Raw genomic sequence first — 22803 nt, 5'->3', positions numbered from 1 at the left:
ATTCTCTCAGCGCCGGATGAATGGATCCCGGATCAAGTCCGGGATGACGAGAGTTGCAAGCGGCAGGTGAACGACAGCCTTCATCCCTTACCCTCGTCATTCCCGCTTTCGCGGGAATGACGAAGAGGGGGAATGTCGACTTTCACCTCAAGCAAATCCTCATCAACCCATTTGCCATAGCCGTATTGCCCGTGTAATACGGACCCGCGCGCATGTTCGATTTCCTGAAATCCAGAGCCTCCGTTCCGCCACCGCCACCCGAAATGCCGGGTGGTCCGTATCCCGACGCCTTTGCGCCGGTCGCCCCGCCGCCGCCCGCGCCCGAAAGCCGCTTTCGCAAATGGACGCGCCGCCTCTCGCGCGGTTTCGCCATCTTTGCCGTCGCCTTCATCCTCCTCGTCGGCTGGCTCGCGCTCACCGCGCCCCTGTCCAAATCGCTGCAACCGATCGCGCCGCCGGAGATCACCCTGCTCGCCGCCGACGGCACCCCGATCGCGCGCATGGGGGCGATCGTCGATGCGCCGGTCGATGTCGCGAAGCTGCCGAAGCATGTCCCCGGCGCCTTCATCGCGATCGAGGACCGCCGCTTCTACAGCCATTGGGGCGTCGACCCGCGCAGCGTCGCGCGCGCCGTCTGGGCGAATCTGACCGGCGGCCGCAAGCAGGGCGGCAGCACGATCACCCAGCAGCTCGCCAAATTCACCTTCCTGACCCCGAAGAAAACTCTCGGGCGCAAGGCGCGCGAGGCGCTGATCGCCTTCTGGCTCGAAGCGTGGCTGACCAAGGACGAGATTCTCGAACGCTATCTTTCCAACGCCTATTTCGGCGACAACACTTATGGCCTGCGCGCCGCCTCGCTCCATTATTTCTCGCGCCAGCCCGAGGAATTGACCCCGGCGCAGGCGGCGATGCTCGCGGGGCTGGTCCAGGCGCCCTCGCGCCTTGCGCCGACGAAGAATCCCGATCTGGCGGAAAAGCGGATGAAACTGGTTGTCGCCGCGATGGCCGACACGGGCTATCTGACCGCCGCCGAGGCCAGGGCGCTCCGCGCTCCGCGCATCGACGTGCGCAGCCGCAACACGCTGCCCACCGGCACCTATTTCGCCGACTGGGCGCTGCCCGAGGCGCGCCAGCTCAGCGACGTCGGCTATTCGCGCCAGACGATCCGCACCACGCTCGACGCGCGGCTGCAGGGGATCGCGCGCCGCGTCACCGCGCGCGCCGGGCTTGGCAAGGCACAGGTCGCGATGGTCGCGATGCGCCCGAACGGAGAGGTCGTGGCGATGGTCGGCGGCCGCGACTATGCCGCCTCGCCTTTCAACCGCGTGACGCAGGCGCGGCGCCAGCCGGGATCGACCTTCAAATTGTTCGTCTATCTCGCCGCGCTGGAGGATGGGAAGACGCCGGACGATACGATCGACAACCGCCCGATCGACACCGGCGCCTATCAGCCCAAGAACGCCGGCGGCGCCTATTCGGACACGATCACCCTCGAAGATGCCTTTGCGGCCTCGAGCAATGTCGCCGCGGTGCGGTTGTTCCGCGAGGTCGGCGACGACAAGGTGATCCGCATGGCGCGCGACCTCGGCGTCACCGCGCCGCTCGCGAAGGGCGACCCCAGCCTTGCGCTCGGCACGTCGAGCATGACCTTGCTCGAACTCACCGCCGCTTATGCCGCGGTTGCCGCGAACAGCTATCCGGTCGTCCCGCACGCCTTTACGGAAGAGGAGCCGGGCTGGTTCGCGCGCTGGGTGTGGGGACCCGACCATTTCTCGTCGCGCGTCCACGACGATATGGAGCAGATGCTGCGCGCCGCGGTCAATCGCGGCACCGGCCGCGCCGCGCGGCTGCCGCAGGCGAATTTCGGCAAGACCGGCACCACCCAGGACAGCCGCGACGCGCTGTTCGTCGGCTATGCCAATGGGCTGGTCGTCGGCGTCTGGATCGGCAACGACGACAATAGCCCGCTCCACGGCGCCGCGGGCGGCGGCCTCCCGGCGCGCATCTGGCGCGATTTCATGCTGCAGGCGAGCGGCCGTGCCGCCGCCCCGGCGCGGAAGGCGTGGCCGGCGGCCGACCCGGGCGGGCCGGTGCAGCCGCTCGACATTCCCGATATTCCGGACGTGCCGATCGCCGACAAGACCAGCGTCGGGGTCAAGGACGGCAATGCGGTGATCAGCACCGAGATCGGCGGCACGAAAATCGACCTCAAGCTGCCGATCGGCGACCGGACGCCGGTGCCGCCGCCGCAGCCCCAACCTGCTCCGCAATAGAATGCGCGCCGCGGGGATGACAGGGACTATCCTTTCGCAACGCGTCCCCCTGAACTTGTTTGGTGATTATCCCTTTCCCATCCGTATCCGTCATTGCGAGCGAAGCGAAGCAATCCAGAGCGGTTTACGCAAGCTCTGGATTGCTTCGCTTCGCTCGCAATGACGATGAACGGAGCATCTACGGATGCGAAAGGGATAACCATCAACTTGTTTCAGGGTCCATGGCCGGTCCTCCCGGTCTCCGCAGGTTTGGAAGGCGAAAGCCGGGTCATGGATGCCGAAACAAGTTCAGCATGACGAAGGAAAGCAAAGCGGCATTGCTTTTCGCTGTCCTACATTGTCCGGCCGCATTAGCGTGGCGGGCATGATGCTGTTCTACGCCGCCGATCCGACTCCGCCATCGCCCCCGAAACACCCCACGGGTATTATTATACCGAAGGGGAATGACAAGTTTGACAACTTCCGCCGATGCTGAGCGTCGAAACCCACGAAGCGAGCCCCTGGCCCGATGCGCTCGACTGGGAAGCGCGCGCCGCCGAGGCGGCCGCCGCGGCGCTCGCGCTGACGCCGTGGGCGGGGCTTGCCGACGCCGCGCCGCTCGTCGAGGTCGCGGTGCGCCTGACCGACGATGCCGAGGTTCACGCGCTCAACCGTGATTTCCGGGGCAAGGACAAGCCGACCAACGTGCTTTCCTTTCCGCAGGTGCAGGCCGACCTGCTCGACACGCTCAGCAACAGCGACGATGGCGAAATCCTCCTCGGCGACATCGTCCTCGCCCGCGAAACCTGCGCGCGGGAGGCGGCGGAGAAGGAGATTTCGATTGCGGACCATGCGACGCACCTGATCGTCCACGGCACGCTCCATCTCGTCGGCTACGACCATATGGACGATGCGAGCGCGGCGGCGATGGAGGCGCTGGAGGTGAAAGCGCTTGCATCGCTGGGCATCGCCAATCCATATGACGGTCAGGATTAACAGGGGAACAGACGCCATCATGCCCGACGACCGGGACTCTTCGAGCCGATCGGAAGACGACAGTAGATCCGGCCTGCTGGCCGGACTCAAGGCATTGCTCTTCGGCGGCGACAAGGAGCCGTCGCTCCGCGAACAGATCGAGGAGGTCATCGACGAGGCCGAGGAAGAGGGCGAGGAGCGCCGCGGCGGCGCCAGCGCGGTCGGCGACCTGTCGCCGATCGAGCGCAAGATGGTCCGCAACCTCCTGCATTTCGGCGAGCAGACCGTCGACGACGTCGCGGTGCCGCGCGGCGAGATCGTTGCCATCCCCGAAAGCGCGAGCTTCGAGGAGGTCGTCGCGCTGTTCGCCGACGCCGGGCACAGCCGCCTGCCGGTCTATCGCGAGACGCTCGACGAGGTCGTCGGCATGATCCACGTCAAGGACGTGTTCGCGGTGCTCGCGGCGGGGCAGGCGCCGCCGCCCTTGCTCGACCTGATCCGCCAGCCGCTCTACGTTCCGCAGTCGATGGATGTGCTCGACCTGCTCGCCGAGATGCGCGCGAAGCGCACCCATCTTGCGATCGTGATCGACGAATATTCGGGCACCGAAGGCCTCGTCACCTTCGAGGATCTGGTCGAGGAAATCGTCGGCGAGGTCGAGGACGAGCATGACGACGAGCCGACCGCGCTGTTCGTGCCGGGCGAGAACGGCTGCTGGGAAGCCGACGCACGCGCCGAACTCGACGACATCGGCGAAGCGATCGACCCGCGGCTCGCCGAGGTCGAGGAGGATGTCGACACGCTTGGCGGGCTTTCCGCGGTGCTCGCGGGCCATGTCCCCGAGGTCGGCGAAATCCTCCACCACCCGAGCGGCTGGCGCATCGAGGTGACCGAGGCCGACGAGAGGCGCGTCCATCATCTGCGGCTGCATCCGCCGGTCGAGATCGACCCGGAGGCGCCGCTGGACCGGCCCGACGACTTTTGACCAACCTCGTCATTGCGAGGAGCCGAAGGCGACGCGGCAATCCAGAGCGTGTGTAGACCGCCCTGGATTGCTTCGCTCCGCTCGCAATGACGAGGTTCATTGTCGTGAAGTCGTCTCCCCGCCCCCGATTGCCTTTGCCCCGCCAAGCGACTAGCGGAAGGCGGATGGAAGTTTCGGACCTTCGCATCGCCCTGTTCAGCGGCAATTACAACATGACGACCGACGGCGCGAACAAGGCGCTCAACCGGCTCGTCGGCTATCTGCTGGCTGAGGGCGCGGCGGTGCGCGTCTATTCGCCGACCGTCGACGATCCCGATTTCGCGCCGACCGGCGACCTGATCAGCGTGCCGTCGATGGCGATCCCCAATCGCCCCGAATATCGCATTCCGCTCCATTTCTCGTCGCGGGTGCGGCAGGATATCGCGCAGTTCGCGCCGAACATCCTCCACATCTCCAGCCCCGACCGCGTGTCGCGGCAGGCGGCGGCGTGGGCGCGGCGGCGCCATATCCCGGTCGCCTGCTCGGTGCATACACGCTTCGAGACCTATTTCCGCTATTACAACCTCTCCTTCCTCGAACCGATCGTCGTCGCGTGGCTGCGCCGGCTCTATCGCCGCTGCGACGCGCTGATCGCGCCGTCCGAGAGCTTCGCGCAGGTGCTGCGGCAGCAGCGGATGAATTACGACATCGGTATCTGGACCCGCGGCGTCGAGCGCGACGTCTTCAGCCCCGGCCGCCGCGACATGAGCTGGCGGCGAAGCTGGGGGATCGCCGACGATGCGCCGGTCATCGCCTTCCTCGGCCGCCTGGTGATGGAAAAGGGGCTCGACGTCTTCGCCGACACGATCGACCAGCTTCAGCGCCGCAAGGTGCCGCATCAGGTCGTGGTGATCGGCGAAGGGCCCGCCGGCGACTGGTTCGAATCGCGCCTGCCGCAGGCGAAGTTCGTCGGCTTTCAGGGTGGCGAGAATCTCGCCCGCGCGCTCGCCTCATGCGACATCTTCTTCAACCCCTCGGTCACCGAAACCTTCGGCAATGTCACATTGGAGGCGATGGCGTGCGGGCTGCCCGTGGTCGCCGCGCGCGCCACCGGCAGCGCGAGCATCGTCAAGCATGGGCAGACCGGCTACCTCGTCTCGCCGGGGGCGATCAGCCTCTTCGCCGACGATCTCGAGCGCTATTGCCGCGACGCCGACCTGCGCGCGGCGCATGGCGCGGCCGCCCGCGCCGAAAGCGGCGCCTACCAATGGGATGCGATCAACCAGTCGGTTGCCGAGACCTATTTGCGGCTGATCCGGCAGAAACAGCGGCGCGGTTAGATGGCCCGGCCCACAAGATTCGTCATTGCGAGCGCAGCGAAGCAATCCAGAGTGTGCGTAAACCGCTCTGGATTGCTTCGCTGCGCTCGCAATGACGCGGTGGGTCTATTTGAAGTCGTGAGAGGCTAGCATGGCGGATGATCTGTTCGCCGATCAGGAGCCGCCGGCTCCCGTCCCATCCGGCGATGGGCCGCTCGCCGAACGGCTGCGGCCGAAGACGCTGTCCGACGTCGTCGGGCAGGAGCATCTGACCGGTCCCGACGGCGCGATCGGCCGCATGGTTGCGGCGGGGCAGCTTTCGTCGATCATCCTCTGGGGCCCGCCGGGCACGGGCAAAACGACGATCGCGCGCTTGCTCGCCGAAGCGGTCGGCCTGCGCTTCGCGCCGCTGTCGGCGGTGTTTTCGGGGGTTGCCGATCTCAAGAAAGCGTTCGCCGATGCCGAAAAGATGGCCGCGGCGGGCCAGCGCACCTTGCTGTTCGTCGACGAGATTCATCGCTTCAACCGCGCTCAGCAGGACGGCTTCCTGCCGTTCGTCGAGCGCGGCACCGTCGTCCTCGTCGGCGCGACGACCGAGAATCCCAGCTTCGCGCTCAACGCCGCGCTGCTCAGCCGGGCGCAGGTGCTGGTGCTCCATCGCCTCGGCGAGGCGGCGCTCGGCATGTTGATCGAGCGCGCCGAGGCCGACATCGGTCAGCGCCTGCCGGTCACCGCCGAAGCGCGCGCCGCGCTGATCGCGAGTGCCGACGGCGACGGGCGCTTCCTGCTCAATCAGGTCGAGACGCTGTTTTCGGTGACGATCGAAAAGCCGCTCGACCCCGGCGAACTCGCGGGGTTCCTGCATCGCCGTATGCCGGTCTATGACAAGGACCGCGACGGCCATTACAATCTCATCTCGGCGCTCCACAAGGCGATGCGCGGGTCGGACCCGCAGGCGTCGCTCTACTGGCTGGCTCGGATGCTCGTCGCGGGCGAGGAGCCGCTCTATGTGCTCCGCCGCATCACCCGTTTCGCCAGCGAAGATGTCGGCCTCGCCGACCCGCAGGCGCTGGTGCAATGCCTCGCCGCGAAGGACGCCTATCAATTCCTCGGCTCGCCCGAGGGCGAACTGGCGATCGTGCAGGCGTGCCTCTATTGCGCGACCGCGCCCAAATCGAACGCCGCTTATATGGCGCAGAAAGCCGCATGGCGCGCGGCGCGCGACACCGGCAGCCTCGCGCCGCCCGCGAACATCCTCAACGCCCCGACCAAGCTGATGAAGGATCTGGGCTATGGCGCGGGCTATGCCTACGACCATGACGCGCCCGAGGGCTTTTCGGGCGACAATTACTGGCCCGGCGAGATGCAGCCCCTCGACCTTTACCGCCCCGTCGATCGCGGCTTCGAGAAACGGATCGCCGAGCGCATGGCCTGGTGGGACGAGCGGCGGCGCGAGGGCAGGGGCGGATAGATGGCGGCGCGCTTCGCCAATTGGGACGATGTCGTCGCTTTTGCCTGCGCGCTCCCCGACGTCGAGATGGCGTCCTTCTATGGCACGCCGTGCCCCAAGGTGAACGGCAAGGCCTTCGTGTCGCCGGGGCGCGAGGCGGGCAGCTTTCATGTCATGTGCCCGCACGAGGAAAAGGAGGTGCTGCTTGAAACCGACCCCGACAGCTTCTGGCAGACGCCACATTACGAAGGCTGGCCCGGCCTGCTCGTCCGCTATGGCTCGCACGATCCCGGGCGGATCGCCGACGTCATCCGCCGCGCCTGGTGGGACCGCGCGAAGAAGGCGCAGCGCACGGCGTTCGGCGCGCGGCCCTGAGATGCTGGCGCGGATTGCCTTCGGCCTGGCGCTCGCGGCCGCCGCGCTTCCTGCGCAGGCGGCCACCGAGATCGACCGCGCCTGGGCCGCGGGCTATCGCGCCGCCTTCACCTGTTCGTCGCTCTGGAACGGGGCGGGCAAGCCGCTGGAGGCGATCGAGCGCGACGAGCTGACCGGCATCTATCCCGAGATCGAGGCTGACGTTCGCGCGCTGAGGGCCGATGTCGACGACGGCGCGAAGACCGTCGGCGTCCGCTACCGCGACGACATGCCCCCACGCTTCGCGCAATGGGTCCCCGGCGAAGGCTGCGTCACCCTGCCGATCGGCGCGGCGTCGAAGCGCACAGCCGCCGCCGGTCGCGCCCGCCCGATGCTCGACGAGCGTCCGTGGCCGGTCGGCGACGCGCTGGCTTCCGCCTCGCTCCCGCGCGGGCAGACGCCGCTTGAGCGCGCGACGATGGCCATCGAGCGTTTCGGCGGCCGCACCAGTTCGCTGCTGATCGTCAAGAACGGCAATATCGCGGTCGAGCGCTATTGGGGCGGGCACGACGTCCACACCGCACAGCGCACCTTTTCGGTCGCCAAATCGATGGCGGCGACGCTGATCGGCCATGCGGTCCATCGCGGCTGGGTCGACGTGAAGGCGCCCGCGCTGATCGCCGAATGGCAGGCACCGGGCGACCCGCGCGCCGCGATCACGACCGAGCAGCTGATGCGCATGGCGAGCGGGCTGACCAGCGACAGCGCGGGCAACCGCAGCGACGCCATCTATATGGGCGGCGCGTCGGTGCGCCAGTGGACGACCCAGTGGCCGCTGCTGAACCCGCCGGGCACGCATTATCGCTATGCCAACAACGACACGCTGCTCGCGGTCCTGTCGCTGAAAGCGGCGCAGGCGAAGGCGGGCGCGGCGCTCGACCCCGATGTCTTTTTCGACCGCATCGGCATGACGCGCACCTTTGCCGAGCATGACAAGGACGGCGACTATATCCTGTCGAGCCAAGTCTGGACGACCGCGCGCGATCTCGCCCGGCTCGGTCTCCTCTACCAGAATGACGGGATGTGGCAGGGCGAGCGGTTGCTGCCCGCCGACTGGCGCCGCTTCGTTACCGCGCCCACCGGGCCGCAGCCCGAGGGAGCGTTCGGCTATGGCGCCTATTTCTGGCTATTGAACAAGTCCGAAGGCGTTCCCGCCGATGCCTTCGGCGCCTTCGGCAACCGCGGCCAATATCTGGTCGTCATTCCCTCGCGCCAGCTCGTCATCGTTCGCCAGGGCTATGACGACGGCAAGCAGCGGCTCGACATCGCGAAGCTGGTCGCCGCCGTCGTCGCGGCGGACGGGAAGGGGCCATAGAGCGTCGAGCCTTATATCTGACTCACCGTGCCGTTCGTGTCGGGCGAAGTCGAGACACCCATCGGTATCGCGCAAGGCCGATGGGTGTCTCGACTTCGGCCGAAGGCCGAAGTTTATCCTGAGCGCCTGCGAAGGCAGTCGAAGGGCTCGACACGAACGGATTGAGATGGAGCAGATTTTAAGCGTCGCTCTAGATAATGATCATCTTTGATAGAAAAGACCGTGTGCTCCCGCGAAGGCGGGAGCCCATCTCCTGCCGATGCAAGATGGAACCGACCGGAGATGGGTCCCCGCCTTCGCGGGGACACACTTGTGTTTCACTCACGCACGGCGCTTCAATCCATCCCCGGATAGCGATTGAACGTCGGCATTTCGTCCAGCTTCTCCATCCAGCCGATGCGCTCGGCAATCTGGATCTGCGCGCCGGCGGGGATCAGGTCGGGGTCGTCGAGCGTTGCCGACTGAACGTCGATCTGGCCCGGAAAAATCGCCTCGTTGGTATAGAAGAGGCCGGTGCCGCAATCGCCGCAGAAATGGCGCCGGCCAGTTTCGGACGAGGCATAGATTTTGGGCGTGCCGGTCACCTCCAGATCGGCCTGGCTGACCAGCGCCCATCCGACCATCGGCGCGCCGGCGTGGCGGCGGCAATCGCGGCAATGGCACAGCGCATGATGCTCGACCGCAGTCGGCATCGAATAGCGGATCGCGCCGCAATGGCACTGGCCGCTGGCTCGGGCGGGGGAATCGGTCATGATCGCTCTCCTTTGAGAGGAGAACATATCATAAACATCATTTGAGTCCAGCGCCGCCGGCCGGCGCTAGTCGCCCAGGTCGACCTTATGGGCCTTTGCCCAATCCCGATATTGGCCGCGCGGGTCCGCCGCGGGGTGGGCCAGGATCGCCGGTATATCCGCGCGCAGCGCGCCGAGGTCGAGCGAGCGGATCATCGCCTTGACCGGGCCGACCCCCGCCGGGGTGATCGACAGCCGGTCGATGCCGAGGCCGAGGAGGGCCATCGCCTCCAGCGGACGTCCCGCCATTTCGCCGCATACGCCGAGCGTGACCTTGCTGCCCGACACCAGCTTCACGACGCGCGCGAGATAACGCATGACCGTCGGCGACAGCCAGTCGTAGCGTTCGGCAAGCCGCGGATGCGCGCGGTCGGCGGCGAAAAGGAACTGGGTGAGGTCGTTGGTGCCGATCGACAGAAAGTCGAGGTGCGGCAGCATCAGGTCGAGCGTCTCGACCAGCCCCGGCACCTCCAGCATCGCGCCATAGCGGATCGCCGCCGGCAGCTTCTTGTTGTGGCTCGCGAGCCAGGCGCGCTGCCTGACGAACAGCTCGCGCGCCGCCTCATATTCCCAGGGTTCCGACACCATCGGGAACATGACGTTGAGCGTCCGGCCCGCCGCCGCCTCCATCAACGCGCGCGCCTGCACCTTGAGCAGTCCTTCGCGTTCGAGCGCCAGGCGCAGCGCGCGCCAGCCCATCGCGGGATTTTCCTCCTGCTCGGAATCCTCCATGTTCATATAGGGCAGCACCTTGTCGCCGCCGATATCGACCGTCCGGAAGATGACCGGCCGGTCGCCCGCCGCGTCGAGGACGTCGCGGTAGAGCCGCTGCTGCCGCTCGCGCTGCGGCAGCGTCGCCGATACGAGGAACTGGAATTCGGTGCGGAACAGCCCGATGCCGCGCGCGCCGGTGAGGTCGAGCGCCGCGACGTCTTCGCGCAGCCCTGCGTTGATCATCAGCTCGATCGGCACGCCGTCCCGGGTGACCGCGGGCAGATCACGCAGCGCGGCGAGGTCGGCGCGGCGCTTTTGCGTGATCTCCAGCTTGGCGTCGAACGCGTCCTGCACCGCCTGGGTCGGGCGGACGTGGACGGTGCCCGCGCCGGCATCGAGCAGCAGCAGGTCGCCGTCGCGGATCGAGGAGCGCACGTCGCGGACGCGGCCGATGACGGGCACGCCCATCGCGCGTGCGACGATGATGACGTGCGCGGTCAGCGACCCTTCCTCGAGCACCACGCCTTTCAGCCGGCGGCGATCATATTCGAGCAGTTCGGCGGGGCCGAGGTTGCGCGCGATCAGGATCGAATCCTGCCTGAGGCCCATTTGCGCCGCGGTGCCCATCTGGCCGGAGACGATGCGGATCAGCCGGTTCGACAGATCCTCCAGATCGTGCATCCGGTCGCGCAGCAGCGGATCGTCGATCTGGCGCATCCGCATCCGGGTGCGCTGCTGGACGCGTTCAATCGCGGCTTCGGCGGTCAGGCCGCTGTCGATCGCCTCGTTGATCCGGCGCGACCAGCCTTCGTCATAGGCGAACATCTTGTAGGTCTCGAGAACCTCTTCCTGCTCGCCGCCGATGCCGAATTCGGCCTGGCTCGTCATGCGGTCGATCTGTTCGCGCATCTTGTCGAACGCGGCATAGACGCGGTGGCGCTCGGCCTCGATATCGTCGGCGACCGTATGCTCGATGGTGATGCGCGGCTGGTGAAAGACCGCGATCCCCGCGCCCATGCCGTCGACGAGCTTCTGCCCCGACAGACGCTGCGCCGACTGATCTGCGGCCGCGGCGTCGATGCGCGCGGTGGTGTCGACCAGATCGGCATTGGCGATCAGTTCGGACAGCACCATCGCGACGGTCTGCAGCGTCTCTATCTCTATCTCTTCATAGCGGCGCGGGTCGCTGTGCTGGACGCAGAGGACGCCGACCGCCTGCTCGCGGCGGATGATCGGCACGCCGGCGAAGCTGTGGAAGAGTTCTTCGCCGGTTTCGGGGCGATAGGAATAGTCTGGATGCGCCGCCGCCTCGTCGAGGTTCAGCGTCTCGATCTGCGCGGCGATCGTGCCGACCAGCCCTTCGCCGAGCGCGAGACGGGTGACGTGCACCGCCTCCTGCTTGAGGCCGCGCGTCGCATAGAGTTCAAGGGTGCCGTCGCGCAGCAGATAGATCGAGCAGACCTCGCTGTGCAGGCATTCGCCGATGATGCCGACGACCTGATTGAGCTTGCTCTGTGCGTTGCTGCGCGCCGCCATCACCTCGTGCAGCCGGGTCAGGATGGTGCGTGCCGACTGGGCGGCCGAGGTCGGCGGAGGCGGTGCATTGGTCATGTCCCGTCCGTGCTAACAGATGCCATGCCCCGCCGCCAAGGGCGCGCGCGAAATTTCCTGTCGCGATCAGGCGCCGGGGGTCGGGGCGGGCGGGGTTGCCGACGTCGTCGTTGTTTCCGGCGCGACCGGTCCATAAGTCGTGCCGGGCGTAGCGGGCGTCAGCGCCGGGGCGGTCATGATCGCGGGCGGCGGCGCATATTTCGCGTCCCACGCCGCCGCGTCGAGCTGATACTGGGCATAGGCTTCATAGAAATCGAGGAAGGGCTGGTCGAGCCGCGCGAGTTGCGCGGGCGACTGCTCGATCATCTGCGCGGTCGGCGTCGACGAGACGATCTGCGCGATCTCGTTGGCGCGAGCGCAGAAGGCGCGCTGCGCGGGAGGCTGCGCGAAATAGTTGAAAAGCTGGGTCGACAGGCGGTCGCGCGGCGCGATGCCATTGTTGCCATTCTCCTTGCCGAGCTGGCTGATTACTGCCTTTTCGCTCGACCTGATGATCTTCGCGTGCGCCTTGATGATGTTGTTATAGGCCGACACCAGCGTCGCTTCCTCGGTGCCGCGGCAGCCGATCGCCGCTACGTTGAGCCCGATCTTGAGCTGCCAGAAAGCGCGGTCGCCCGAAATGTTGCTGTTCGCGGTGACGAAATGGCCGTCGATCCCGCGCCCCGGCAGGATCTGCGTCAGCGACGCATTCCCCGGCGGCAGCGGACGCGGCGGGATGACGATCTGAACCGGCGGCGGCGGCGGGGGAGGCGGCGGCGGCGGTTTGGGGGCGCAGGCGGCGACGCTCGCGAGCAGCCCGGCCATGATGATCTTGCGCGACATAGTCATGAAATTCTCCCCAACCGCGAACATGCGGCCTCAACCCCGTGCGTGCAATGCGGCTTCGGCCTGTTGCACCAAAGCCGCGATGATATCGGCAACGCTCTCCTCCGACGTTACCATACCCACCGATTGCCCTGCCATTAACGAACCGCCCTCGACGTCGCCGTCGATGACCGCGCGGCGCAGGGCGCCGGCCCAATAATGCTCGATCTGGAGCTGCGCTTCCAGCATATCGACCGCGCCCGTGTCGAGCAGGTTCGCGACCTCGCGCTGCTTCGCGGTGAAGGCTTCCGTGCCGTTGTTCTTGAGCGCGCGCACCGGGATCACCGGCAGGCGCGGGTCGATCTGCACGCTCGCGACCGCATCGCGCGCCGAGGCGCGGATGAAGGCTTTCTTGAAAGCGGGGTGGGCGATGCTTTCGGTCGCGCAGACGAAGCGTGTGCCGAGCTGGACGCCCGAGGCGCCCATCTCCAGATAGCCGGCGATCGCTTCGCCGCGGCCGATGCCCCCGGCGACGAAGATCGGCACCTCGCCCGCCAGCGTCGGCAGGATTTCCTGCGCCAGCACGCTCGTCGAAACGGGGCCGATGTGACCCCCGGCTTCCATGCCCTCGATGACCAGCGCATCGACGCCCGACCGGACGAGCTTCTTCGCCAGCGCCAGCGTCGGCGCGAAGCAGATGACCTTTGCGCCCGACGCCTTGATCGCCTCGAGGCTGCCCTTGGGCGGCAGGCCGCCCGCGAGGACGACATGGCCGACGCCATGTTTCGCGCAGACGTCGATCAGGTCGAAGAGCTGCGGGTGCATGGTGATCAGGTTGACGCCGAAATTGCGCGTTGCGAGCGTCCTGGTCGCCGCGATCTCGGCATCGAGAAGTTCGGGCGTCATCGCGCCGCAGGCGATGACGCCGAAGCCGCCCGCATTGCTGATCGCGCTGACCAGATGACGCTCCGAGACCCAGCTCATCGCGCCGCACAAAATGGCGTAATCGCTGCCGAGAAGCCCGGTTCCACGCGCCATGAGATCGTTAATTTTGCTCATCGAAAGCGCCTTTGCCAGCAGTCGCGCGCGGGCGCAATGGATTGCGATAATCGCGCTTACGGCCCGCCGCGCGCGTGAGTCGGTTCGGCGCGGCAACCGGGCCTTTCGGCGCAGAAAGCAAATCAATCATTGTCAACTAAATCACTTGGCATATGCTTATGGGGCGAATCCACAGGGAAAGGAAATTTGCATGAGTTCCTTCAAGGAGACCGCCAAAGGCGGATCCGAGCCAGTGCCCCGCGCCGTCCAGACGGTGCTCGATGCGCTTGAAAAGCTGAAGTTCGGCGCCATCCAGCTCACCGTCCACGAGGGGCGGCTGGTGCAGGTCGATATCACCGAACGCCACCGCTACCCGAACTGAGTTCATTCCCCGAAAGGGGCCGTTTTTCATAATCCATGCCGCAGACCGGACCGCCGGATGGGGCAATTTTCTTGCAACAGGAAATTGTCATGACCGCGAAATATCCGTCTGCCCGCCGGCGCCTGCCGGCCGCCTCCATCTCGCTCACCTTGCTTCTCGCGCTCGCCGCGACCCCGGCACTTGCCGCCGAAACCGCCGCCGATGCCGAGGACATCGATAGCGCCGCCGCCCCCGCCGCGCAGGTCGAGGGCGGCAGCTATGGCGGCGAGATTCTCGTCACCGCGCGCCGCCGCCAGGAAACCGCGCAGGACGTGCCGATCGCCATCTCGGTCGTCGCGGGCGAACAGATCGACAATACCGGCAGTTTCAACGTCGGCCGCCTGACCCAGCTCACCCCGACGTTGCAATATTATTCATCGAACCCGCGCAACACCGCGGTCAACATCCGCGGCATCGGCGCCCCCTTCGGGCTCACCAACGACGGGATCGAGCAGGGGGTCGGCATCTATGTCGACGACGTCTATTATTCGCGCGTCGCCTCCTCGACCTTCGACTTCCTCGACGTCGCGCAGATCGAGGTGCTGCGCGGGCCGCAGGGGACGCTCTATGGCAAGAACACCACCGCGGGCGCGATCAACATCACGACCAACCAGCCGACCTTCGATTTCGAGGGCAAGGCCGAGGTCAGCATCGGCAATCTGAACTTCAAGCAGGCGAAGGCCGCGATCTCGGGCCCGCTCACCGACCATCTCGCGGCGCGCATCGCGCTTTCGTCGACCAGCCGCCGCGGCACCATCTATAACGTCACGACCGGCCGCTGGGTCCAGAGCCAGGACAATATCGGCATTCGCGGCCAATTGCTGTGGCAGCCGAACGACGATCTGTCGGTCACTCTGTCCGCCGACTGGAACAAGCAGGATGCGGTCTGCTGCGCCTCGGTGTTCGTGCGCACCGGCGAGACGCAGCGTCCGGCGAACCGCCAATATGCCGCGCTCGCCGCGGCGCAGGGCTATGCCGTGCCGAGCACCAACCCCTATGACCGGCTGACCGCCCTCGACGCCAATCTCAACGCGGGGAACGAAATCGGCGGCGTCGCGTTGCGCGTCAAATGGGATGTCGGCCCCGGCACGCTGACCTCGGTCACCGCGTGGCGCTATTGGGATTGGCAGCCCGAGAACGACCGCGACTTCACCGGCCTGCCGATCGTCACCAAGTCGCAGAACCCGTCGCAGCAGAACCAGTATACGCAGGAATTGCGCTATAATTACACCAGCGACCGCTTCGACTTCGTGCTCGGCGGATTCTATTACTACCAGCGCATCGACACGCAGGGGACCGAACAGCACGGCCCGGCATCGAGCCGCTGGACGCTCAATCCGACGAGCGCGCTGGCGAACGATCCGTCGGTGCTCGACGGGCTGACCGCGATCAACACCCAGTTCCTCAAGAACACCAGCGCCGCGCTGTTCGGGCAGGCGAGTTGGAAGATCAGCGACCGCTTCACGATCCAGCCCGGCATCCGGCTGAACTATGACAAGAAGGAAGGCTTTTATCAGCGGCGCGTCTTCGCGGGCGACGGCACGCCGGTCGTCTTCGGGCCGACCGACGCGGTCACGCTCGCGCGGCTCGGCGTGTTCGCGCCGCAGGAATATGCGCCCGCGTTCAGCGACTGGAATTTCAGCTACGACCTGACCGCCACCTACAAGGCGGCGCGCGACCTGCTTTTCTATGCGACCTATGCCAAGACCTTCAAATCGGGCGGGATCAACCAGAATGGCGTGCCGAATGATGCGGACAATAATCCGCTGCTCGGCGCCGCGACGGTGAAGCCGGAGTCGGTCAATCATTATGAGGCCGGGATCAAGGCCGAGGTATGGGGGCGCCGCGCGACCTTCAACCTCACCGCCTTTCGCACCGACATCAGGAATTTCCAGGCCAATGTGAACAACGGTCAGTTCGGTGTGCTGCGCGGCTATCTTGCCAATGCGGGGAAGGTGCGGACGCAGGGCTTCGAGGGCGATTTCTCGATCCGCCCGAGCGAACGCTTCCGGGCCTATGTCAACGGCGCCTACACCGACGCCAAATATGTAAAATTCGTCGATGCGCCGTGCGCCCCCGAACAGTCGGGCGGGACGAACAGTCCGCCGAACTGCGACATTTCGGGTCGGCGGCTGCCGGGGGTTTCTAAATGGGCCTTTTCCTTCGGGGCCGAGGTCAATGCGGAATCGAAGCTCTTCGACCAGGAAGGGCAATTCTACTTCGGCTACGACGGCAGCTACCGGTCGGACTGGTCGTCGAACCCGACGCCCTCGGCCTATACCTGGGTCAGGGGCTATTCGCTGTCGAATTTCCGCGCCGGGTTCCGGACCGAGAATGGCCTCGACCTTTTCGCCTGGGTCCGTAACGCCTTCGACCGCAATTATATCGACCAGCTCAGCGTCGGGCCGGGCAATACCGGGCTGATCGTCGGCCTGCCGGGCGATCCTCGCACCTGGGGCGGGACGGTCAAGGTCAGTTTCTAAGCGGGCTCCCACCGCAAAGGAAAAGGGCCGCTCCCGCGAGGGGGCGGCCCTTTCTCATGCAAGCGCGCGGTCAGCGCTGCTGGCGATGGCCCTGATCGCGGTCGCGATCCTGGTCGGAGCGCTGGCCGCCGTGCTGGCGGTTCTGGCCGCCCTGCTGTTCCTGCTGGCGCTGGCCGTCCTGCTGGCGGCCACCCTGCTGGTTCTGCTGCTTGTTGGGCACTTTCCTTCTCCTGCTGCCGCGCCATGCCATCATGCCGCGACCCTTCAGCAACCCGCCGCGGGTCTAGGATGTTGCCACGCTTCGCCGAGGCGTGGCGCAGATGGGACGGGCTCGGCTTTCGCCTGCAACCGCACGCCCCGGTGATCGGTTCGTTCGATGACTATATTCAGCTTATTCGGTTAGGTCGATGGAGGGGCGCGGCATATCCTCTCCTGGTCTGAACGAAAGGATGACGCCATCGACTCGACGCCCGCCCGCGCCGACCGTTTCCGGCGAGCCCCGATGAAGGCGGCGCCCGCGTCACGCTCGCGTCATTCCGCCGCATCATGATCGCATCATATCCATAAGAGAGGAGAGACTGCATGAACGCCCCCCAGACAGGCTGCCCCTTTGGCGGCAAGGACCGTTTCCGCTCGCTGCTCGGCCGCACGAACAAGGATTGGTGGCCCGACGCGCTGCCGCTCGACATCCTGACCCAGAACGGCGCCTCGCCCGATCCGATGGGCGAGGATTTCGACTATGCCAAGGCCTTCCGGTCGCTCGACTATCAGGCGCTGAAGGCCGACATCACCGCCCTGATGACCGACAGCAAGCCGTGGTGGCCCGCCGACTATGGGCATTACGGCCCCTTCTTCATCCGCATGGCGTGGCACGCCGCGGGCACCTATCGCACCGCCGACGGCCGCGGCGGCGCCAACAGCGGGCAGCAGCGCTTCGCCCCGCTCAACAGCTGGCCGGACAACGGCAACCTCGACAAGGCGCGGCGCCTGCTGTGGCCGATCAAGCAGAAATATGGCGCGAAGATTTCGTGGGCCGACCTGTTCATCCTGGCCGGTAATGTCGCGATCGAATCGATGGGCGGCCCGGTGTTCGGCTTCGGCGGCGGCCGCAAGGACGTCTATGAGGCCGAGCGCGACATCTATTGGGGCGCCGAGGAGCAATGGGTGAGCGAAGGCGTCCAGACGCGTATCGACCCCGACAAGGAGCTCGACCTCGAAAATCCGCTCGCGGCGATCCAGATGGGGCTGATCTACGTCAATCCCGAGGGACCGGGCGGCAACCCCGACCCGCTGCAATCGGCGCGCGACATCAAGATCACCTTCGAGCGCATGGCGATGAGCCACGAGGAGACGGTGGCGCTCACCGCCGGCGGCCACACCTTCGGCAAGGCGCACGGCGCGGGCGATGCGAGCCTGGTCGGCGCGGCGCCCGAAGCCGGCGACATCACGCTGATGGGCCTCGGCTGGACGAGCAGTTTCGAGACCGGGGTGGGCGCGCACGCGATCACCAGCGGCCTCGAAGGCGCGTGGGTGAACACGCCGACCGAGTGGTCGGAGAATTATTTCCGCCTGCTGCTCGACTATGATTACGAGCTGGTGAAGTCGCCCGCTGGGGCGCAACAGTGGCAGCCGGTGAACCAGAAGGAAGAGGACATGGCCCCCGATGCCCATAATCCGGGCAAAAAGGTGCCGACGATGATGACCACCGCCGACATGGCGCTGAAGCTGGACCCCGAACTCCGCCAATATTCGGAGAAGTTCCGGAACGACCATGAAGCCTTCAAGGACGCCTTCGCGCGCGCCTGGTTCAAGCTCTGCCATCGCGACATGGGCCCGAAGGTCCGCTACCTCGGCCCCGAAGTGCCGGCCGAGGATCTGATCTGGCAGGATCCGATTCCGGCCGGGAGCAAGCCGTCGGACGGCGACGTGGCGGCGTTCAAGAGCGCGATCCTCGCTTCGGGGCTGACCGTCGGCGAACTCGTCAAGGCGGCGTGGGCGTCGGCCTCGACCTTCCGCAAGACCGACTTTCGCGGCGGCGCCAACGGCGCGCGCGTCGCGCTGGCGCCGCAGAAGGACTGGGCGGTCAACGACCCGGCCGAGCTCGCGAAAGTGCTCGGCAAGATCGATGAACTGCGCGGCAATCTGTCGCTCGCCGACGCGATCGTCCTCGCGGGCAGCGCGGCGGTTGAGAAGGCGGCGAAGGATGCGGGCTTCGACGTCGCGGTGCCCTTCACCGGCGGCCGCGGCGACGCGGCGCAGGACTGGACCGACGTCGAGAGCTTCGAGGTGATGGAGCCGCGGGCCGACGCCTTCCGCAACTATCTCGCCACCAAGCATAGCGTGAAGACCGAGGAGCTGATGCTCGACCGCGCGTCGCTGCTCGGTCTGTCGGTGCCCGAATTGACGGTGCTGGTCGGGGGCCTGCGCGTCCTCGGCGCGAACCAGGGCGGCAGTCGGAACGGCGTGTTCACGAACCGCGTCGGGCAGCTCACCACCGACTTCTTCGTCAATCTGCTCGACATGGACACGATCTGGGAAGTGGTCGATGCGAGCGGCGACGAGGAGTTCATCGGCTACGACCGCGGCGGGCGCACCGAGCGCTGGCGCGCGACGCGTACCGACCTGATCTTCGGCTCCAACTCGCAGCTTCGCGCCACGGCGGAAGTCTATGCCGAGAAGGGGCATGAGGAGAAGTTCGCGCGCGACTTCGTCAAGGCCTGGGTGAAGGTGATGAACGCCGACCGGTTCGACCTCGGTTGATCTGCGAACGCTCCGGTCCCGCATCATGCCGCGGGACCGGGTCGGTCGCCAGGACGACGGGTCGCGGGCCCGCCTCCGGGGACATGGACCCGGGGGCGGGCCTTTTCTTTTTGGACGTGGATAGAATGAGGTGGATTTAATCCACCCCGACATTGCGAGCGAAGCGAAGCAATCCAGCGTGGCGTAAACCCGCTCTGGATTGCTTCGCTTCGCTCGCAATGACGAAGAGTAAGATCATCGGGATTCTCGTTCTTTCCGCCCGCCGCAATGTTTACACCGTAAATTTCACCTTGACCCGCAGCGCCCACGCAGGCAATGTTTACGACGACAACATTGAGTCGCAAGAAAGGACGAGCCATGCGCAACCTGCTCTATGCCGTCGGGCCGATGATTTTCGATTCGCTGGGCGTGATCGTCTTTGCCGTCCTGCTCGGCGTCGGGGCGGGGATCGTTCCCGCGACGATCGCGGGGATGGTGGTCGCGGTGGCGGTGGTCGGCCATGAGCTGATGCGCGGGCGGCCGGTGGCGGCGCTCCAGTGGATCAGCCTCGCGATGGTGATCTTCTCGGCCGCCGCGACGATGCTGACCGGCGATCCGCGCTTCGTGATGGCGAAGCCCTCGGTCGTCTATCTGATCGTCGGCGCCGCGATGCTGCGCCGGGGCTGGCTCAATCGCTATATTCCGCCCGAGCAGGTCGAACTGGTCGGCGATGTCATGGACCGCTTCGGCTATGTATGGGCGGCGATGATGTTTTTCACCGCCGCCGCCAATCTGGTGATCGCGATTGGCTTCACCGCCTGGTGGCCGCTGTTCGTCGGCGTGTTTCCGCTCGCGTCGAAGGCCGCGCTGTTCGCGGTGCATTTCAGCGTCGTGCAATGGATCGGGCAGGCCCGGCTGCGCCGCCGCGCGGGCGGGTTGCAGCCGGTCGCCGCCGAATAGGGTCAGTCGGCGGCGTCGAGACCATAGGCGGTGTGCAGCACGCGCACCGCGAGTTCGGTCTCATCCTCGTCGATCAGCACGCTGACCTTGATTTCGCTGGTCGAGATCGCCTGGATGTTGATGCCGCGGTCGGCCAGCGCGCGGAACATCGTGCTGGCGACGCCCGCGTGGCTCTTCATGCCGACGCCGACGACGCTGACCTTGGCGACCTTGTCGTCGGACAGGATGCGGTTGAAGCCGATCTTCTCCTTCGCGTTTTCGAGCAGGTCGATCGAGCGGATGAGGTCGGTGGCGGGAACGGTGAAGGTCACGTCGGTCTCGCCCTTGTCGCGGCCGACGTTCTGGATGATCATGTCGACGTTGATCCCGGCCGCGGCGAGCGGGCCGAAGATGTTGGCGACGCCGCCCGGCTTGTCGGGGACGCGGGTGACGATGATCTTCGCCTCATTCTTGTCGTGGGCGATGCCGGTGATCAGCTGCCGTTCCATTTGAAGTTCCTCTATTTCCTCGTCGCTGACGATCATCGTGCCCTGCTTCGGCGCTTCGTCGCCCTCGACGAAGCTGGAGAGCACCTGGACGCGCACGCCCTCCTTCATCGCGAGGCCGACCGAGCGGGTCTGGAGCACCTTGGCGCCGACGCTCGCGAGTTCGAGCATTTCCTCATAGGTGACATAGTCGAGCTTCTGCGCGCGGGCGACGATGCGCGGGTCGGTCGTGTAGACGCCGTCGACGTCGGTGTAGATGTCGCAGCGGTCGGCCTTTACCGCCGCGGCGACCGCGACCGCGCTGGTGTCCGACCCGCCGCGGCCGAGCGTCGCGACGCGGCCGTCGTCCATCATGCCCTGAAAGCCGGGGATCACCGCGACCTCGCCCTTGCCCATCGCGGCGAGCAGCGCGCCGGTGTCGATCCCCGCGATGCGCGCGCGCGCGTGCGCTTCCTCGGTGCGGATCGGGAGCTGCCAGCCGAGCCAGCTTCGCGCCGGAACGCCCATCGCCTGCAGCGTCAGCGCGAGCAGGCCCGAGGTGATCTGCTCGCCCGCCGCGACGACGACGTCATATTCGGCGGGGTCGTAGCGCGGGTTCGCCTCGCGGCAGAAACCCACGAGCCGATCGGTCTCGCCGGCCATCGCCGAGACGACGACCGCGACCTCGTTGCCTTGTCCCACTTCGCGCGCGACGAGTTTCGCGACGGTGCGAATCCGCTCGGTGCCCGCCATCGACGTGCCCCCGAATTTCATCACGATCCGCGCCATCTCGCCCCGCCTTCTCGAAAACTGGTTTCCGCCGCAACCACTTGGATTTCTGCGGCGTCCGGCTGTTAGGGAAGGGGGAGGGCGATGGCAAGTCCGCGGGCGCGCGCGGCGGATAGAATTTCTTGCGCCGGGGAAGGCGCGGTGCCACATCGCGAGGCATGAGCGCCGCGACGATCAATCCGAATGAAGCCGCCCATTTCGGCGCGCTCGCCGCCGACTGGTGGGACCCGCACGGCTCGTCGGCGATGCTGCACCGGCTGAACCCGGTGCGCCTCGCCTATATCCGCGAGCAGGTCGACCTCCATTGGCAGGTCGATGCGCGCGACCGCCATCCGCTCGCCGGGCGGAGCGCGCTCGACGTCGGCTGCGGTGCCGGGCTGCTCGCCGAGCCGCTGGCGCGGCTGGGCGCGAAGGTCACGGGGGTCGATGCGGCGCCCGAGAATATCGCCGCGGCGCGCGATCATGCGGCGGGGCAGGGACTGAGCATAGCCTATCATGCGGGCGAACTGGCAACCTTGGATTCCCAAAATCCGTTCGCATCGAGCGAAGTCGAGATGCCCATCGGCCGGGCACGGACGCGGGGTGTCTCGACTTCGCTCGACACGAACGGAACCGGGAGAAAGGTACAGTTCGATCTCGTCACCTCGATGGAGGTGGTCGAGCATGTGACCGATCCCGCCGCCTTCGTCGCCGAACTCGCGGCGCGGCTGGCGCCGGGCGGGCTGATGATCCTGTCGACCCCGAACCGCACGCTATGGTCGAAGCTATTGCTCGTCGAGGCGGCCGAGCGCGTCGGCGCGGTGCCGCGCGGGACGCACGACTGGGACCAGTTCCTGAAGCCCGAAGAGCTGACGGGGCTGCTCGAAGGCGCCGGGCTGGAGGTGATCGACCGCACCGGCCTGTCGCCGTCGGCGGCGCGCGGGTTCAAGCTCGGCGGCAGCGAGGCGCTCAACTATCTGATCGCGGCGCGGCACAATAAATAGAGACTGTCCCTATTTATTGACTGCTTCCTTCCTCCAGAGTCCGTCATGCTGAACTTGTTTCAGCATCCATGGTCTGCCCTTTATGTCGGATGCGGCGCCATTTTATCTCACGCAAAGGCGCAAAGGCGCAAAGGAGGCGGTTCGGGCCGATAGGCCCCATATTCTTCAAGGCGATGCGGCTGCTGCAAGGTCGAGAGAGGAAAGCCGCATTGCGGCAAACGCGACCTCTTCGCGCCTTTGCGCCTTTGCGTGAGATAAAATGGCACTACGCTTGCGGAACGAGTTGGGCCATGGATGCTGAAACAGGTTCAGCATGA

The 22803-nt window shown here is 66.3% G+C and carries 18 protein-coding genes; 12 read left to right on the top strand and 6 right to left on the bottom strand.

Going from position 1 to position 22803, the window contains the following annotated elements; all coding sequences use genetic code 11:
* Nucleotides 1-263 precede the first annotated feature (263 nt).
* The 7 genes from OJI97_RS09835 (at nucleotide 264) to OJI97_RS09805 (ending at nucleotide 8689) form a co-directional block, all read left to right on the top strand.
* Nucleotides 264-2273: a transglycosylase domain-containing protein gene (locus tag OJI97_RS09835; protein ID WP_297663055.1), complete on the top strand. Its 2010-nt coding sequence runs from the start codon at nucleotides 264-266 to the stop codon at nucleotides 2271-2273.
* Nucleotides 2274-2741: 468 nt separating this feature from the next.
* Complete coding sequence (gene ybeY / locus OJI97_RS09830) at nucleotides 2742-3248, top strand: rRNA maturation RNase YbeY (RefSeq protein ID WP_297663053.1); 507 nt, start codon at nucleotides 2742-2744, stop codon at nucleotides 3246-3248.
* Nucleotides 3249-3267: 19 nt separating this feature from the next.
* The gene (locus OJI97_RS09825) at nucleotides 3268-4212 is read left to right on the top strand and encodes a hemolysin family protein (protein WP_297663051.1); all 945 of its coding nucleotides are present in this window, start codon (nucleotides 3268-3270) and stop codon (nucleotides 4210-4212) included.
* Between the two features lie 164 nt (nucleotides 4213-4376).
* The gene (locus tag OJI97_RS09820; protein ID WP_297663049.1) at nucleotides 4377-5531 is read left to right on the top strand and encodes a glycosyltransferase family 1 protein; all 1155 of its coding nucleotides are present in this window, start codon (nucleotides 4377-4379) and stop codon (nucleotides 5529-5531) included.
* A 130-nt stretch (nucleotides 5532-5661) separates the two neighbouring features.
* The gene (locus OJI97_RS09815; protein ID WP_297663047.1) at nucleotides 5662-6981 is read left to right on the top strand and encodes a replication-associated recombination protein A; all 1320 of its coding nucleotides are present in this window, start codon (nucleotides 5662-5664) and stop codon (nucleotides 6979-6981) included.
* A complete protein-coding gene (locus OJI97_RS09810) occupies nucleotides 6982-7335 on the top strand; it encodes an MmcQ/YjbR family DNA-binding protein (RefSeq protein ID WP_297663045.1) in 354 nt (117 codons plus the stop codon).
* A gap of 1 nt (nucleotide 7336) precedes the next feature.
* Nucleotides 7337-8689, top strand: coding sequence for a serine hydrolase (locus OJI97_RS09805; protein WP_297663043.1), 1353 nt, complete (start codon nucleotides 7337-7339; stop codon nucleotides 8687-8689).
* A 335-nt stretch (nucleotides 8690-9024) separates the two neighbouring features.
* Here the strand turns inward: OJI97_RS09805 and OJI97_RS09800 are convergent, their stop codons facing one another.
* The 4 genes from OJI97_RS09800 to OJI97_RS09785 all read right to left on the bottom strand — a co-directional run bounded on the left by OJI97_RS09800 (nucleotide 9025) and on the right by OJI97_RS09785 (nucleotide 13668).
* Nucleotides 9025-9441 (bottom strand): GFA family protein, encoded by a 417-nt coding sequence (locus tag OJI97_RS09800; RefSeq protein WP_297663041.1) that lies wholly within the window; start codon nucleotides 9439-9441, stop codon nucleotides 9025-9027.
* Nucleotides 9442-9507: 66 nt separating this feature from the next.
* Nucleotides 9508-11805: a phosphoenolpyruvate--protein phosphotransferase gene (ptsP, locus tag OJI97_RS09795; RefSeq protein ID WP_297663040.1), complete on the bottom strand. Its 2298-nt coding sequence runs from the start codon at nucleotides 11803-11805 to the stop codon at nucleotides 9508-9510.
* 66 nt (nucleotides 11806-11871) lie between these two features.
* Entirely contained in the window at nucleotides 11872-12633 is a 762-nt protein-coding gene (locus OJI97_RS09790) for a hypothetical protein (RefSeq protein WP_297663039.1), read from the bottom strand.
* Between the two features lie 30 nt (nucleotides 12634-12663).
* Nucleotides 12664-13668 carry a nitronate monooxygenase gene (locus OJI97_RS09785; protein ID WP_297663037.1) on the bottom strand — a complete coding sequence of 335 codons (1005 nt, stop codon included), beginning with the start codon at nucleotides 13666-13668 and terminating at the stop codon, nucleotides 12664-12666.
* Between the two features lie 190 nt (nucleotides 13669-13858).
* Between OJI97_RS09785 and OJI97_RS09780 the strand changes: the two genes are divergently transcribed.
* Nucleotides 13859-14029: a DUF2292 domain-containing protein gene (locus tag OJI97_RS09780; RefSeq protein WP_297663035.1), complete on the top strand. Its 171-nt coding sequence runs from the start codon at nucleotides 13859-13861 to the stop codon at nucleotides 14027-14029.
* Between the two features lie 89 nt (nucleotides 14030-14118).
* Entirely contained in the window at nucleotides 14119-16551 is a 2433-nt protein-coding gene (locus OJI97_RS09775) for a TonB-dependent receptor (RefSeq protein ID WP_297663033.1), read from the top strand.
* A 70-nt stretch (nucleotides 16552-16621) separates the two neighbouring features.
* On the opposite strand, the gene OJI97_RS09770 is transcribed toward OJI97_RS09775, so the two are convergent.
* Nucleotides 16622-16771: a hypothetical protein gene (locus tag OJI97_RS09770; protein ID WP_297663031.1), complete on the bottom strand. Its 150-nt coding sequence runs from the start codon at nucleotides 16769-16771 to the stop codon at nucleotides 16622-16624.
* A gap of 362 nt (nucleotides 16772-17133) precedes the next feature.
* On the opposite strand from OJI97_RS09770, the gene katG reads away from it, so the two are divergent.
* A complete protein-coding gene (gene katG, locus OJI97_RS09765) occupies nucleotides 17134-19311 on the top strand; it encodes a catalase/peroxidase HPI (protein WP_297663029.1) in 2178 nt (725 codons plus the stop codon).
* Between the two features lie 357 nt (nucleotides 19312-19668).
* Entirely contained in the window at nucleotides 19669-20250 is a 582-nt protein-coding gene (locus tag OJI97_RS09760; RefSeq protein WP_297663027.1) for a septation protein IspZ, read from the top strand.
* A gap of 2 nt (nucleotides 20251-20252) precedes the next feature.
* Here OJI97_RS09760 and OJI97_RS09755 read toward each other — a convergent pair whose 3' ends face one another.
* Nucleotides 20253-21503, bottom strand: a complete 1251-nt coding sequence (locus OJI97_RS09755; protein ID WP_297663025.1) for an aspartate kinase — start codon at nucleotides 21501-21503, stop codon at nucleotides 20253-20255.
* A 158-nt stretch (nucleotides 21504-21661) separates the two neighbouring features.
* On the opposite strand from OJI97_RS09755, the gene ubiG reads away from it, so the two are divergent.
* Nucleotides 21662-22486 carry a bifunctional 2-polyprenyl-6-hydroxyphenol methylase/3-demethylubiquinol 3-O-methyltransferase UbiG gene (gene ubiG, locus OJI97_RS09750; RefSeq protein WP_297663024.1) on the top strand — a complete coding sequence of 275 codons (825 nt, stop codon included), beginning with the start codon at nucleotides 21662-21664 and terminating at the stop codon, nucleotides 22484-22486.
* Nucleotides 22487-22803 lie beyond the last annotated feature (317 nt).

The sequence above is a fragment of the Sphingopyxis sp. genome (assembly GCF_025869345.1).
GTDB lineage: Bacteria > Pseudomonadota > Alphaproteobacteria > Sphingomonadales > Sphingomonadaceae > Sphingopyxis.
Note: the sequence above shows the minus strand (reverse complement) of the source record. Positions and strands in the feature narration are given on the sequence as shown.